Source organism: Kitasatospora sp. NPDC059827 (assembly GCF_042731675.1).
Taxonomy (GTDB): domain Bacteria; phylum Actinomycetota; class Actinomycetes; order Streptomycetales; family Streptomycetaceae; genus Kitasatospora.
Window position 1 is genome coordinate 11,154 of record NZ_JBHWIV010000063.1, and the last position, 15,928, is coordinate 27,081.

A 15,928-nucleotide genomic window follows, 5' to 3' on the forward strand; every position below is an offset into this window, starting at 1 on the left:
CGGCGGCGCTGCTCAACTGCCGTCGGAGACCTCCCACACCGCCTCCTGCCCGGCCGCCGGCGGGGCCAGCAGGAAGGCCGCCGCCCGCTCCTGGACGTCCGGCGCGAGCACCCCGGGCGCGCCGGACGCCTCGCCGGACGCCGCGCCGGACGCCGCGAGCCGCGCGCGGACGTGGGCGAGCAGGCCCGCCTCCGGGGCGAGGCCGTAGTGGTGCAGGTAGTGGGTGACGGTGTCGGTCCAGATCCACCGGCCGTCGCAGCGGTAGTTCATCGGCACGCTGCCCGGGCGGTCCGGCGCGAGGACGTCGTCCATCAGCATCGGCGTCATCAGCACCGGCGTCGCCGCCTCCAGGTACCCGACCAGGGCCTCGCGCTCCGCCGCGTCCTCGATGACCGGGTGGTCGTCGGCGAACGCCGGGCCGGTCAGCGGGTCGACGGTGTCGAACACCGCAGCGACGGTGAACTCCTGCGTCATTTCATCAGCTCCTGGAAGATCTGGTCGGCCAGCCCGGCGTCCGGGGGGCCTTGGCGGAACGGTACCGAACCGCGGATGTCGCCGTTCCGGGCGAAGTCCTTCGGGTCGTCGACCCCGAAGTAGTTCTCGGGGCGGGGCGCCGAGTCGCCGCCGGGCGGCAGGTACGGGCCGAGCTTGTGGACGACCGGGGTGAACGTGCCGTCCGTGGGCCGTTCGAACCGGTACCAGTTGGCCCCGGTGCTGATCCCCGGGCGGCCGGTGGTGGTCATGCCCACCTTGTCCGCCACCACCAGGTAGCCGCGGGCCGACTCGTCGACGGTGCCGGTCTGGTCCACCTTCGGCACGAACCAGACGACGCCGTCACCGGCGTAGCCCGGGGCCGTGATCGACGGGTCCTTCCGCCACAGGGCCTCCATCACCTCCGCCGCGAAGCTGGCACCGACCCCGTACCCGAGGCGGCAGGCCACGAACTGGACGGGCTTCGTACCGTCCCAGTCGCCCGTCGTCTTCTGGGCGTGCAGGAGGTCCGCCACGGTGTCGGCCAGCACGGCGCCGCCCCGGTAGGTCGGGACGCCGTCCGAGGTGTGCATGGAGACGGTGAGGAAGCGGGTGTCGTGCGGGAACAGGCTGATCGCCGCCTGCATCTGCATCCGGCTCGCCAGGTCGATCGGCGCGCTGAGACTGAGCACGGTCCGCCCGTGGTCGGCCGGGGCGTCGAGGTCGTCCGGCAGCCCGAGCTCGTGCCCGCTCGGTGTGCCCGGCGTCCCCGGGGTCAGCGGCAGGCCCGGGGTACCGGGCGTGTGCGGGGTGCCGGGGGTGTGCGGCGTTCCCGGGGTGCCCGGGAAGTACGAGCCGCCGCCGAGGCGCGGGGTGCGGGGCGTACCGGGGGCCGGCGCGGCGGACCAGGCCTTGGCCACCGCCTCCGAGGTGACCCGGGTGTGCGACTCCGGTTCCTTGAGCGACTCGACGAGCCTGATCAGCCGCAGGCGCTCCCCCGGTTCGACCTTCGCGGTCTGCTCGGCGCCCTTCAACTTCCGGACGTAGTCGTCCAGGTGGTCCTTCTCCACGACCGTTCCGGCCTTCAGGCCGAGCCCCTCGCGCACCACGTCGGTGACCCGGCGCATGGTCGTCAGCCGGGGGACGTCGAGCATCCTGGCGCCGCCGTGGATGTCGGCGGTCAGCCGGGCGACGTGCCAGGTCCGCAGGCCGATCTCCTTCTGGTCCTTCTCACTCGTGAACAGGAAGGTCCGGGCCGTGGACGGGAGGTGGTCGGCGTTCGGGACCCCGATCGCCAGCCCCAGGGCCCACAGGTTCTTGTGGTTCTCCAGCTCCCGTTCGCCGCTGAGCTGCGCCAGTTGCGCCCGCAGCTCGGCGTCGGTCGCGCGCAGGGCCGCCGACCGCGGCGTGCCGGGCTGGGTCGGCGAGGCGAAGGTGGTGGAGGAGGAGGCCTCCAGCGCGTCGATGTGCAGCTCGCCCTTGCGGCCGAGCCGGCGCTGGATGATCGTGTGCTTGGCGCCCGGGACGCCCAGTACCTCGTCCTCCTGGATCTGGACGGAGAAGACCGAGATGTCCTTGCCCGCGCCGTGGCCCTTGAGGGTCATGTTGACCATCGTCTTCTGCAGGCCGAGGTGGGTCTTCCGAGTGTTCATGAACTTCTCGGCGGTGCCGTACCTGCGACTGGCGCTGGAGAAGTCCTTGTTCACGAGCTCCGAACCCCGGAAGACCGGCGAGAGGCCGGTGAACTTCTTGAAGGAGATCGACGCGGTGCCCCGGTAGACCCGGCCCTCGGCGCCGGGCAGCTGGTCCAGCGCCTCCTTGAGCATCCGGATGTGCTCGCGCATCTCGGCCTTGAGCCCCGGCAGGACCTGCGTCCTGACCAGCCCCGTCAACTGCTTGTAGTGCGCCGCCTCGTCGGCCTTCGAGGCGAAACCCAGCCGCCCGACCAGGTCGCGGATCGCCGGGTGACCGGCGAGCGACTGGGGGAGCTCGGTCCCCCGCAGCACGTGCTCGATCTGGATCAGCAGGACCCGGTCGAGCGAACCGCCGGGCCTCATCATCACGTTGATCAGCGGGAACGCCGGACCGGTGTACGCCGCCACGGCGTAGAAGTGGGCCGGGGTGAGCGACTCCAGCACCTCGGCCGGGGTCCTCCCGTTGACGTCGAGCCACTTCCTGACCCGCGCGACGTCGTCGCGGTCGTAGCCCGAGGGCTCCTTCCCCTCGGCCAGCAGCTCGAAGATCCGGCGCCGCTCGTCCAGGGTGTTCAGGTGGAAGACCCCGGGCTCCCCGAAACCGCCGCCGGGCAGCGTCGCCCGCACCTTCGCCGCGTAGACCTGCTCGTGCGGCAGCATGTTCTCCGCGTCGCCGAGCAGGCGGCGCACCTCCTTGAGCGGGATGCCCGGCAGGTTGCGGTACATCCCCTCCGCCGACTTCAAGGCCTTCGGGTTCAGCGGCAGGGTCGCGCCGACGGCGTCCACGCCCTTGAGGATCTCGTACACCGAGTGGTCGCTGACCGGCAGCATCCAGCCGAACAGCGCCTTGACCATGTCGTCGGCGTGCGACGCGTCGATGCCGAGCAGCTTGAACGCCGTCATCATCTTGGCGGCCGTCGCCGAGACGCCGGCGACCACCCGCATGCCCTGCTCACCGTTCACCGAGCGGTACCACGCCGTGTCCTGGTTCAGCCGGTGGACCGCCTCGCCGGTGCGCCAGCTGAGCGGCTGGTCCGGCCCGATCTCCCCCGGCCGCAGCGGGTCGCCCTCGTGCTCGACCAGCTTGATCACCCGGCCCTCGCCGGTCTCCGGGTCGGTCTCGACGTACACCCCGAGCACCCCGGCCTCCGCGCGGAGCGGGGCGAGGTCGTACTCACCGCTCGGCAGCAGGTGCAGGGACTCGGTCGGGACCTCCTCCGGCCGGATCCCGACCAGCTCCCAGGCCATCGGGTTGACCTTGAGGAACTCCATCTCCCGGCGGCTCAGTTGGAGCCCGAGCCGCTCCAGCTCGCGGGCCGTCGGAGCGGGCACCTCGTGCTCGGGGCGCGGCAGCCGGGACCGGATGCTGCTCACGTAGTCGACGCCGTCGGAGAGCCAGGTCTTCGACTGGGCGAACACGTTGCCGGTGGCGAAGACGTCCTTCTCGAACATCGTGGCGAACCCGGGCTTGGCCAGGCCGAGGCCGTCGTGCAGCGACTTGCGCAGCGGGCCGTCCAGGAACTCCGCCTGCTTCTTGAGCTCCGCCACGTTCAGGCCGAGCGCCTCGGCACGGTCCCACTGCTTGTGCTCGACGATCGTGTTGAGCAGGGACTTGAGGTTCATCGGGGAGTCCTTGAAGAACACCCCGTTGAAGAAGGCCGTCATCACCTCGCGCAGGTTGCCGCTCGCGAGGAGCTGGTCGAACTGCCGCTCGGTGAGCGCCGTTCCGACCTGCCCCGCGGAGGTCGGGTCGTCCTTGAGCAGGGCGGAGAGGTGCTCGGCCGGCGACGCCTCCGGGAAGGCATCCCTGATCACGTCCCGCAGCCGGCCCAGGGCGGTGGCCGCGGCCGCCTTCGCCCCGGGCAGCTCGTAGCAGTACTCCCCCAACTTCCGCTCCAACGAGGCCGTCGCGGCGGCGTACTCCGGCGTGCTGTACAGCAGGGGTTTGGGACCGAACGCGGTCGCGCCGGGGATCTCGTGCAGCACCTCCGGGCCGGGCGACCAGTGCAGGCCCTCCGGCAGCGCCTCGTGCGGGGCCGGGGCGGACAGATCGGACGGCAGGTGGGCGCCGAACTCCTCGACCTGCGGCGCGGGGTGGGGGTGCTCGCCGGATGCGGCCTCCGGTTCTTCCCCCAGCGAGACCTTGAGCCACTTGCCGCCCGGCACGACGACCGGCAGGCCGTTGGCGTCGAAGCCCACGGCGTTGGCCACCACCAGGTGACCCGGGCCCTCCGCCTCCACCTTGAACGGGCCGGTGGGCTTCGGCACGAACCACAGCTTGCCCTCGGGGACGTACGCCTCCAGCGGGCCCTTCACCTTCCCGCGCAGCGCGCGCAACACCTCACCCGCGTACGAGGACGCCCCGCCACTGCCGAACTCACAGGCCGGGAACCGGAGCGGCTCGCCCTCCGCCCAGACGCCCCGCGCGCGCAGCTCGGCCAGGACGCTCGCCAACTCCTCCGGGCCGACCCGCTCACCGTGCCAGGTGGGGGCGCCGTCGGCCTGCTCGGTGTGGAACGCGACGGAGAAGAAGCGCGGGTCCCGGGGGAAGCGGGAGACGGCGCCACCCGTCTCGTGCAGCTGCGCGGCCGGGCTGTCCGGATCGGCCAACCACCGTACGTCGGAGCCCTCGTGGGCGTCGACCAGGGCATCCACCATCTCGTGCACCCGCTCGGGGCCGGGGCCCGGCTGCGGGTCGGGCTGCGGGTCGGGGCGGTGCTCCGGCGCGACGGTCGGCTGCGGCTGCGGCTGCGGCTCGGGGTTGTGCTCGGGGTTGTGCTCCGGTCCGGGCTCGGGCTGCGGGTGGACCGTCGGGTCCGCCGCCGGGTGGTGCACCTCCAGCTCCTGCGGGGCGCCGTGGCGGCCCGCGTCGTCGAAGCTCACCAGCCGTACCGCGCCCGCGTGGTCGGCCAGCAGCAGATCGACGGGCGTCATCAGCATGTCCGCCGTCTGCCGCACCACAGCGAGCGGATCGGGGCCGAGCGCGCCCTCCTCCGCCCGCAGCACCAGCCGGAACGAACCCAGCTCCAGCGAGGACAGCTTCGGCATCAACTTCTCCGCCAGGCCGTCGGCCGTCAACGGGGCACCGTCGGACAGGTCATGGACGTCGAAGCGCTCCGGGGTCCTCCCGTCGGCCGGGGGCTGGTACTGCACCGCGTCCCAGCGCGCCTTCGGACCGCCGGGCGACGCGGGGGCGGGTGCCGGGGCGGGCTCCTCCTCGGCGAGGCCGCGCATCCTGCGCAGGTCGTCCGCACTGAGCAGGTCGGTCGTGGTGACCGGCCGCATCCGGCTGCGGATGTTGTCCTCGGTGAGCGGCCGGCCCTCAGCGAGGTTGTCCCGCACGGCGTCCGCGACGGAGCGCAGGTGCTCGGTGGTCATCCCCTCGCCGGGGGCGCCGGTCCCGTGCAGGTGGTGGGCATAGCTCGCGACGGCCGTCGGGGTCGGCACACCGGGGAACTTCGCGGTCGCGAGGTCCGACAGGGTGCTGACGGTCCGCAGGGTCCGCACGCCCGGGGCGTCCAGCGAGGGCACGCCGTCGCCGTACAGCGAGCGCCCGAGCCGGACCAGGTCGAGCACCTGGTGGTGCCGGACGGCCGCGTCGCCGGGCGCGGTACCGGCGGGCAGGCCGAGGGCGTCGCCGAGGCCGGTGACCAGGGTGTGGTCGGCGGGCCCGGCCGCGGTGTTGAACTCGTCGCCGACCGACCCGGCGGCATACTCCTCGAACCGCTCCATGCCCTCGACCAGGTGGTCGGCGATCTCGTGCACGGTGTAGCCGCCGAGGAACAGCTCGAAGGAGTTGGTCAGCACGGCGGGCCTGAAACCGTTCTCCAGCAGGAACTTCTGCATCAGCACGCTGACGTTGACCCGGCTGTTGGCATCCGTGAACGGCTGCATCATCTGCAACGCCCGGGTCACCCTGCCGATGGCTACGAGCTTCGCGCGGTCGTCGGTCGCGGCCGCGACCTCCGTGTAGTAGCGGTCCAGGACGGCCTGGACGTGACCGGGCGCCTCGCCGTGCGCGTAGTTGATCGAGATCATGCCCTCGCCGCCGGGCCCGCGCTGGAACGCCACCAGCGGTGGCTTCACGTCCCGGAGGGGGCCGGACTTGACGGTGAAGTCCACCATCAGCGGACGGCCGTTGATCACGTCCTCGTGCAGGTCGGAGGCCATGGTGGTGCGGCCGGTGCCGCGCATCGTGGTGAGCAGGCCGTCCCGGCTGCCGGACCACACCGTGGCGACGTTCGAACCGGAGCCCTCGACCAGGTGACGGGTGGCCAGGTCGTGCAGCTGCTCGTAGGCGTGGACGTCGACCACCGACCAGTCGCGGCCGCCGGGCGAACCGTCCAGCACCTCGCGGAACAGCTCGGTCATGCTCTGCCGGAAGCCGGGGTACTTGGTGCGGTCGAGGTGGTTCGCGGCGTCGGCGGGCGAGTGGGCCAGCGCCTCCTGGTGGACGTTGGCGTCGATGAACAGCCGCCACCAGGACGACTCGGGGATCGCGTCCGAGAGCCGCGGGGCGGCCCGGACCGGCTCGGGCTCGGGCACGGGGACGTGCTCGGGCACCGGATCCGGCGTGGGGGCGAGGGAGTTGAACACGTCCTCGGCCGCCTTGCCAAGGTGGTCCGGCACTGGCTGCGGCACGGGCTGCGGCTGCGGATCCGGCTTCGGAGCGGGCGTGACCTCGGGTTCCGGCTGCGCCTCCGGCTTCGGCGCGGGCTGCGCCGCCGGGTACTTGGGCAGCGCCTCGCCCCCCGGCCGGTCCGCGCTGAACGCCAGGTAGTGGTCGCTCATCACCGTGGCGGCGGTGGTCTCCCGCTCGGGGATGTCGACGGTGATCGGGATGACGCCCTTCTCGACGACTTCCTTGTCGCCCTTGAAGAAGACGACCTCCACCTCCGCGAAGCCCTCGTACCGCGCCATCGGCGTGTTGAACTTCGCGTGCGAGACGACCTGGCCCGAGTCGCCGAGCGCCAGGCCCTCCCGGCTCCGGTGCGAGCCGCCCACGACGGCCTGGAACGTCCCCTCGGCGTCGCCGAGCTCCGTCTTGACACCGCCCTGGGCCTGGCCGCCCCAGAGCGACCAGTCCAGCCGGGTCTTCGTGGAGCTGGTGGAGGTCGCGTTGGAGGGGCTGAGCTCGACCTTGCCGTCGCTGCGGTCGTATTCCAGTTGCAGCACCTTGAGGTTGACCTTCACCCCGCCGTCCGACACCAGCAGCCGCCGCCCCGGCGAGGGGGTGCCGAGTTCCTCGCCGCGGGTGGCCGGGCCGAAGTGGCTGGAGAGCTGGGCGTGGTCGGCGGTGGTGCGGGCGAGGCTCTCCATCCGGTCCCAGGTGCGGGCGCCGAAGAACTCGGGCCCGCGAAGTCGCAGGATGTCCTGCACGCCGCCGGTGTCGCCGAGCCAGCGCATGACGTCGATGTCGCGCAGGCCCTCGTTCCAGACCCGGGCGGGCGGCGCCTTGACGGTCGTCTCGACCGGCGGCCCGCTGGGCGCGGGGGCCGGGGCGGGCGCGGTGCGGTGGTCCGGCGCCTCGAAGGCCGTGGGCTTCGGCCCCTTGGCCGGGCGCCCCTCCCCCGCCTCCACCGAGGCCTCGAAGCCGACCTTCGCGGTGTCGACGGTGTGGATCGTCGTACCGAGCTTGCGCATCCCGCGCCAGGCCTGTCCGGCGGCCGACTTGACCTGCTCGAAGGCCGTCCCGGGCGCGTGGCCGCCGCCGGGCGGCACCAGCCGGTTCGGGTCGCCGAGCGGGAGCAGCGGGCGGCGTTCCATCCGGAAGTACAGCGTCGCCTCGCCGGTGTAACTGCTGCCGGCGAGCTTGGTCTTGGTGGCCGCGCCGGCGGTGCTGCGCTGGGCCTGGACGTCGAGCTGGTCGTGTCCCCGGGAGTGGGTGACCGAGCCGCCCGCGGTGACGGCCGGGCCGATCGGCAGCGGGTTGCTGGTGCCCTGGAGGGAGACGGTGACGGTGTTGCCGTTCCCCGCGCCGTAGCTGGTGACGCCGTCCGAGCTGGCGACGGTCTTCTGCACCTGGGTGCCGGTGTTGAACTCGGTCTGGGCCGTCTCGCCGGTGTGTTCCAGTCGGGAGACGGCGGCGGTGATCCGGACCGTGCTGCGGCCGTGCTTCACCACGATCTCGTGGCCGGCCGTCATCGACTTGAGCTGCGGCTGGAGCCTGGTGACGTCGAGTTCGGCGAGGAGCTTGCGCTTCATGCCGCCCCAGTCGGAGCCGAGCGCCTTGGCCCCGCGCCGGTCGAGGCCGGCCACGGCCGTCTCGCCGACCGAGCGGTGGTCCTCGACCGGGTTCCCGTGAGCGTCGCGCGGGCGCAGCGGGTGGACGTCGGTGACGACGTCGGAGGAGCCGAGGCGGTGGGTCCGCTCGATCCGGGCGGGCACGTCGAGCGGCTGCTTCGGCGGTGCGGGCTCGGTCTCGCCGTGTTTCGGGGTGTCGCGAAGCGGGACGGCGACGGTGGTGTGCACGGGCACGGTGAGGTCCGGTGCGGTGACCTGCTGACCGAGCTTCCTCGACTCGATGTGGACGGTGAACTCGGCGGTGCCGCTGAACAGTCCGGCGGGTTCGACGGTCTTGCCCTTGCTGACGGTGGTGCCGGTGGTGTCGACGGCGGAGCCGTGCACGAAGTCGTTGCGGTGGGCGAGGTTGAGGCCGAGGTCGACGTAGGGCAGCTTGAAGCGGAGCGGGGCCGAGACGGTGTCGCGGATGCGCCGGTCCTTGCTGGCGCCGGTCGTCGCCCGGGTCTGGGTGCCCAGCTCGAACTCGAACTTGTCCACCGTGTCGGTGTGCCGGAAGTCCTTGGCCAGACCGGCCGTGACGGTGACGGTGGTGTCCCAACCGTGGACGGTGACATGTTCGGTGAGCCGGCCGCCGCGGGACAGCTTGGAGAGCTGCGGTTTGAGGGCGATCGGGTCGAACCGCCCCTTGATCTTCATCAGGACGTCGTCCGGGACGGTGCCGAACTCCCGCCGGAGGGCGCGTTCGATGCCGTCCAGGACGGCGGTGTCGCCGTTGCCGAGGCTGTGGACGACGTCGGAGGCGCTCAGCGCGCCGCGGTCGGTGATCCGGCGCGGCGGGTCGTGCGGCTCGGCGGGGCCCTGGTGGGTGACCGGGGTGCCGGTGCCGGGGCCGGTGAAGCGGGCGTGGCCGTCCGCGCCGACGGTGTAGCGGCCGGTGTCCTTGGCGTCGAGGCTGATCTCGGCCCGGATCGGGACGGTGATCGTGTGGTCCCTGCCGTCGACGGTCAGCTTGACCTCGACGCCGATCCCGGCGTCGTAGATCTCCTGCGGGCGGGCGTACTTGCCGTTGGCGTAGACCTTGTGGGAGCTGCCGTCCCGCCAGCCGTCCCGGTCGCGGACCTGCCGGGAGTAGCCGCCGCCGACGTCCATCGAGGTCTTGCCGGGCAGCGGCACGGTGCCGCCGCCCGCGAACTGGACGGACTTGGTGTCCGAGAGCAGGGTGCGGCCGGAGGTGAAGGAGGTGGTCTCGTCGACCGGGTTGAGTTCGGCCTTGGCGTTGGGCCGCTGGTACGCCAGCTCGGTGACGTGGGCGGTGGCGGACACCTTGACGCCGTGCCTGAGCAGGGCGGCGGCGGTCTGCTCGGGCAGTTCCAGCCGGGTGCCGCGGGTCATCGCGGTCAGGTGGGAGGCGACCAGGGGGTGGCTGAACAGCTGCTGGACGTCCTGCCGGACGTCCTTCCAGGCGCCGCCGAGCACCTCCTGGCCGAGCAGTTCGACCTGGTGGTGCAGCGGGGCGACGGTGGGCAGGTCGCGGACGGTGGCGGTGTCGCCGAAGCCGCCGCCGGTGCCGTCGGGGCGCCGCCAGACGGCGTCGGGCGGGCTGGGGACGGTGCTGCCGGGCTCGAACGCCTCCGTCCGGTGCGGCGGCGGGGCCTCGGTCGCGACGAAGAGGGTGGGGTCGCCGGTTCCGGTGTCCTGGACGCGGCGGGCCTCGGCCTCCTCGATCAGCGCCCGGAAGTCGACCGAGGTGGTCGCGGTGCCGCCGGCCTTCCCGAGCGGGGAGTCCTTCGCGAACGTCAGAGTGAGTTCCGCCCGGCCGTCGTAGACCACGCCGGGGCCCTTGGTCTTGGTGGTGAGCAGCACCTCCTGGCTGCTGCCGGAGATCCGCACCCTGTCCTTGATCAGCTGGAGGCCGCCACCGCCCGAACCGGTCGACTTGTCGACCGCGCTGCCGGAGACCACGCCGGGCAGCGGGAGTTGGAGGCCGTTCCCGTCCCCCTCCTGCTCGGTGCGGACGCGCTGGACGCCGGTACCGACGTTGAACTCGGTCTGCGGGGTGTTCCCGTGCTGCCACATGGCCTTGACGGTGGCGGTGACCTCCACCGAGCCGGTCACCAGGCCGGTCCGGTCGACCACCTCGATCCGGGTGGGCTCGCCGGACATCATGCTCTTGAGGTCCTGCTGGAGCCGGGTGGTGTCCAGCTCCGCGGTGAGCTTGTCGCGCAGCGCCGGCCACAGGCCGCCGAGCACCTCCTCGGCGGTCTGCTCGACGCCGTCCAGGACCTCCTGCATCGGCTGGTAGGCGTCCGGGCGGCCGTGCCGGTGGGTGGAGACGTCCAGCACGATGTCGGAGCCGCCGAGCCGGTGGCCCTCCAGTACGCGCCGGGGCGGGGCGAACAGCTTCTCCTTCGCGAGCGGTACGGGCGCACCGTGGACGTCCAGGGTGTCGCGGACCGGGATGCCGACGGTGGCGCCGATGTCCAGCCGCCGCACCCGCTCGCCGGGCTCGGCCGGGACGGGCTCGCCGTGGTGGGTGAGTTCGGTGAAGTCGATCGCCAGGTGGAGCTTCCCGGCGAACAGGGCGCCCGGCTCGACGGTCTTGCCGCGCGCGATCGACCGGCCGACCTCGACCGTGCTGCTGCCCTTCACCGTGTCGTGCTGGTAGCCCAGGGTCTCGGTGACGTCGGCCTTGCCCGCCTTGACCTTGGCCTGGAGGGCCACGTTGAGGCGGTCCAGGGTGTCGCCCTGGAGGCCCACGGAGGCGTGCCGGTCCGAGCCGTTCTCGAACTCGACGCTCTTCGCGGTCTCCTGGTGGACCAGGCCGTCCACGTCCACCCGGACGGAGATCCTGCCCTTCCACCCGTTGGTCTCGAACGGCGCCTCCCAGACGTCGCCCCGGGAGAGGGCGGTCAGCCGGGGGCGCAGCGCGGCCGGGTCGAAGAAGTCCTTGGCGACGGTACGGGCGGCGGGCAGGTCGTCGCGGAAGGCGTGCTCGAAGAGCTTGACGATCTGCTGGTGGACGGCGGTGTCACCGTGGTGCAGGCCGACGACGAGGTCGGAGGCGGAGAGCCGGCGGTGGTGGGTGATCCGGGTCGGCGGCAGGCGCAGCTCGTCGGGGCCGAGTGGCTTCGCCGGGGTGAAGGCGGGGTCCTGGAGGGCGTGGCCCTCGCCGGACTCGGAGGAGAAGACGGACATGGCGAGCACCGAGGCCGGCGGGGACTCCGGCGGGGAGGCCGGCGGGGCGGGGTGGAGCAGCGGGTCGTGGTCCGCCTCGGTGATGACGATGCTCGGCACCTCGGGGCGGTGGGGCTCGGGCTTCGACTCGGGCTTCGGTTCGGGCTTCGGTTCGGGCTTCGGTTCGGGCTTCGGTTCGGGCTTCGGTTCGGGCTTCGGTTCGGGCTTCGGTTCGGGCTTCGGCTCCGGCCGGTCACCGACGCCCCCGCCCCCGCCCCCGCTGACGGTGCGCACGCCGTGCGGGACGGGCGGCAGTACCGGCCCGTCGTGCCCGGCCGGGCCCTTCGGCCCGGGGCTGCTCACCGTCGGTGCCGCCACCGGCGGGCGGCTGCCGTCGTAGTGGTCGGTGCCGTTGTAGTAGACGGTCACCGGGTGGCCGTCGGTCGGGCCGTACCGCAGGTACTCGGTGTGGCCGCCGAGCCCGTCCGGGCCGAGGATGCGCAGCCGCAGGCCGAGGGCGTCGGCCAGCAGCGGCGGGAAGGCCTCGCCGTAGCCGAGCCACCAGGACCGCTCCCAGTTCCGGACGGCGTCCCGCAGCCCCGCGAACTCCTCCGCCGAGAGCGGCGCGTCGGAGATCGTCCGGTGCCGGACCTGGAGGTCGGCGAGGCCCGCGTCGGAGAGGTCGTGCAGCCCGATCCGCTCCGGGCGGCCGAGCAGGAACTCGAACTGCTCCCGGGAGCCGACGGCGCCGTCCGCGAGGTTCCAGCCCACCTCCTGCTCGACCTTCGTCCGGTCCTCGCCCTGCGCGACCCGTTCGTCGATGTACTGCCGGCGCAGGTCGTGCGGGTCCGCCGCGGGCTCCTGTCCGTGGTCGCGCAGGTACGTCTCGGCGGCCCGCCGGGCGGCCGGGTCCTTGAACTTCCAGGGGACGGTGCGCTCCGCCTGTGCCGTGGCCGCCGCCAGGTCGCCGTCGGGGCCGGCGAGTTCCTTGGCGAGCGCGGTCACGTAGCGGTCGCGCAGCAGCGGCGCCGGGACGACCTCGTGGGTGTCGACGTCCGCGACGCCGAGGTCCCGCAGGCCGTCGAGCAGTTCGGGGCGGCTCCGCCCGGCCAGTTGCTCGCCCAGGTCCTCGGTGGCGGTCCTGCGGTAGCCGCGCACGACCTCGGGCGGCAGCTTCCCGGGGCCCTGCTTCGCCAGGTGGTCGGCGACGGCGCCGCGCATGGCCTCGGGCGTCATCGGGTGGTCGGGGCGGCTGACGGCGACCGAGTTGAGCAGGCAGAGGCCGTCGCCGTCGACCCGGACCCGTTCGCCCGGCGGCGCGAACGCCGTCTCCGGGCCGACCGGTTCGGGGCGTACCGGCGTGGGGTGTACCTCTTCGGGGCGCACCTCGTCGGGTGCGGAGTGCCCCGGGCCGTCGGTGCCGGTGAAGGCGTTCGCCGGGGTCGGGTGGGCCGACCGCTCGTCCGGGTGCTCGGCGGCGGAGTTGAACGGGCCGTCGCCGCGCAGCGGCCAGGTGTCGGCGTCGTGGGCGATCGCCCAGACCCGGGTGACGTCCTGGGGCAGCGGGCGGTCGCCCGGGGAGTGCAGGCCCTGCTGGGCGTCGACCCAGACCAGCCCCTCGCCGGGGACGTTGACCAGGTTCCAGGCGTGGCCGCGGCCGTCCCCGGTCCAGGCGAGGACGATCGCCGCCGAGCCGGGCCCGCCCGCGGCGACGCGCAGGGCCACCTCGTCGAGGGCCGCCCCGCCGAGGCCCAGGTACTCGGCGGACTGCCCGGCCCAGTGCTGGAGGTCGCCGGCCGCGCCCGGGTGGGGCTCGGACAGGGTCGGCGCGACCTGGGGTTCGCCGCGGAAGGTGGAGTGGAAGGCCATCGCGGCCGCCACGCAGTTGACGTCGCCGAGCAGGCTGTGGTCGCCGTCGGGGTTGACCAGCTCGACGAACTCCCTCGGGTGGGCGAACTTCTTCGGTCCGTCCGGGCCGGTGACGGCCTGTTCGAGGGCGTGCCGGGCCGCCGGGCCGGGCTCGCGGTACCCGCCGTCGGAGAACTCGCGCAGGAAGGAGTCCAGTGGGCGCGGGGGCTCGTCCTGCCCGGTCCTGGGGCGCTTGGGGGGCTCGGGCGGCAGCGGGAGGTCGCTGCCGCCGTGGTCGGCCTCGTACTCGTCCCGCCCCCGGCGGCGGGGGGACGGCTGCGGCGTGGCGGTGGCCCCGGCGGTGGCGTGCTCGGCCCCGTCGACGCCGCCGACCGTCCGGCCCGGCCGCGCCGGGCGGACCGGGTCGTCGACCAGGGTGGTGCCGCTCCCACTGTCGTCCGTACGAACGGGCTTCGGCCGCCCGGCGGGGTCCTTGGCCGTCCCGCCCTCGGTCCGGACGGGTGCCGGTCGGTCGAGCTTCGTACCGCCCTCGTCCGGCCGGCCCTTCGCGGTGGTGGCGGCGCCGCCCCCGCCCGAGGTGGTCGGGACGGGCTTCGGCGCCGGGTCGGCGAACAGCGTCTCCAGGTCGGCGTGGCCGAAGGCCTTGGCGAACAGCGCGGCGTACTCGACGTCCGGTGCCCCGCCCAGCCCCCGGGAGTAGGCCAGGACGTGGCCCGCGTTGACCACCTCGTCGGTCGGCCCGCGCCGGGGGACCGGGAAGGGCGCGGCGTGCCCGGCGAGGTTGCTCGCCAGCGAGAACAGCGTCAGCGGGTGGTAGGCCGGGTAGTAGGCGCCCTTGCCGTCGTCCACGGCCTTGGTCTGGATGTGCTCGATGTAGGAGGCCCATTTGTGCCCGACCCCGCTGAGGTGGACGAGGTGGTGCACGCCCTTCCCGACCAGGCCCATCGCCAGGCCCGCCCCGAAGGTGTTGAAGCCGGTCGTGAACTGGTGCTTGTCGTCGAAGACCAGGTTGTACAGGCCCTCGGAGAGGTTGCCCTGTCCGGCCTCCACCAGCTGCTCGCCGAGCATGGCGCCCAGCCGGTAGAGCCGGTTCCCCTCGCCCAGGTGGGCGGCCAGGTTCGGCAGGTGGTCGGCCAGCGCGGAGATCCCGTGCTCCCCGAGGTCCGCGCCGCCGTGGTCCAGGACGCCGCGCAGCACGGTGCTCAGCGAGTCGTTGGCGGCGCCGTGCTTGGTCCACCCGGCGACGAACGCCTCGGCGTACTCCTTGCCGAGGTTCCTGGCCGCGTCCTTGCCCAGCACGCCGCCGAGGTGCTTCTCGAAGCTGCCCGCGAGGTTCCCGGTGAACTTCTCGACGAGGGAGTCGGCGCCTCCCTTGCCGAAGCCCGCCTTGAGGAAGGGTTCGATGTGGTTCATCTCCTGGCCGATCGACTTCGCGAAGGCCTTCGCCTCCGCGTCGCCCAGGCCCGTGCCCGCGCCCTTGCCCGCGCCCTTGCCGAGGCCCTTCCCGAGGCCCTTGCCCGCGCCCTCGCCCAGGCCGTCCCCGACGCCCTTGCCGAGCCCCTTCCCGACCCCCTTGCCCACGCCCTCCCCGACACCGTCCCCGAGGCCCTTGCCGATCGCCTTGGCCCCGGCCTTCTCCAGGTCGGCGAGCGCCGTGCCGCCCACGTGCCGGGTCGCCGTGTCCAGGAGGTGCTTGAGCGCCTCCTGGTCCCCGCTCTTGAGGACCGTCTCCAGTTCCTTGGCGAGCACCGACCCGCCGCTCTTGCCGACCAGACTGCCGATCAGCTTGCCGAGGCCCATCCCGAGCACGCTGACCGGGCCGGAGATCAGTCCGCCGACGAAGCCGTTCAGCACGCTCTGCTTGAACGCGTCCAGGTCGTAGCTGTGCCGGTCGCCGTCGGCCATCTGGATGCCCTGGATGATCGAGTCCATCAGCGCGCCCTTCACCAGGCCGGTGAAGGTGTGCATCAGGATCGTCTTGAGCAGGTACTTCAACAGCAGCGTCAGCGCTTCGCGGGTGAAGAAGTACTTGAGCGACAGCCCGGCGAAGTCGGCGCCGAACGTGAACGGCGCCCAGAACGTGGCCATGGCGATCTCGAAGAGCAGGTCGACCAGTTGGGCGATCGCCATCCACTTGGTGTACTCGACCTGGTTGGCGACGTCCCCCGCGCAGTCGGCGAGCGCCTGGGCGGTGTCGGCGGCCGCCGAGACGTAGTCGGATCCGCCGCCGACGCCGATGAACTGGTTCATCGCCAGGCTGAACTGCTGGGCGGCCTGCCCCTCGAACTCCTGCCGGGCCTTGACCGCGACCGTGGCGATCAGCCGGCGCAGATCGGGCAGGTCCTTGGCCAGTTGCTCGTACGCGTCGCGGATCTCCCGCATGTCGCCCTCGTTCGCGGCCGGCCAGGGCGAGCCCGAGACCACACCGAAGAAGTCGGCGAGCCTGGGGCCGGGGTCGATCGACGAGTACGACAAGG

General features: G+C 73.0%; 2 protein-coding genes. Both read right to left on the reverse strand.

The annotated features are described in order from the left end of the window. Positions 1-12: 12 nt before the first annotated feature. Positions 13-474: a hypothetical protein gene (locus ACFV8H_RS30320; protein WP_380406370.1), complete on the reverse strand. Its 462-nt coding sequence runs from the start codon at positions 472-474 to the stop codon at positions 13-15. After that, entirely contained in the window at positions 471-15,926 is a 15,456-nt protein-coding gene (locus ACFV8H_RS30325; protein ID WP_380406373.1) for a toxin glutamine deamidase domain-containing protein, read from the reverse strand. Before ACFV8H_RS30325 ends, ACFV8H_RS30320 begins: the two co-directional genes overlap by 4 nt. Positions 15,927-15,928 lie beyond the last annotated feature (2 nt).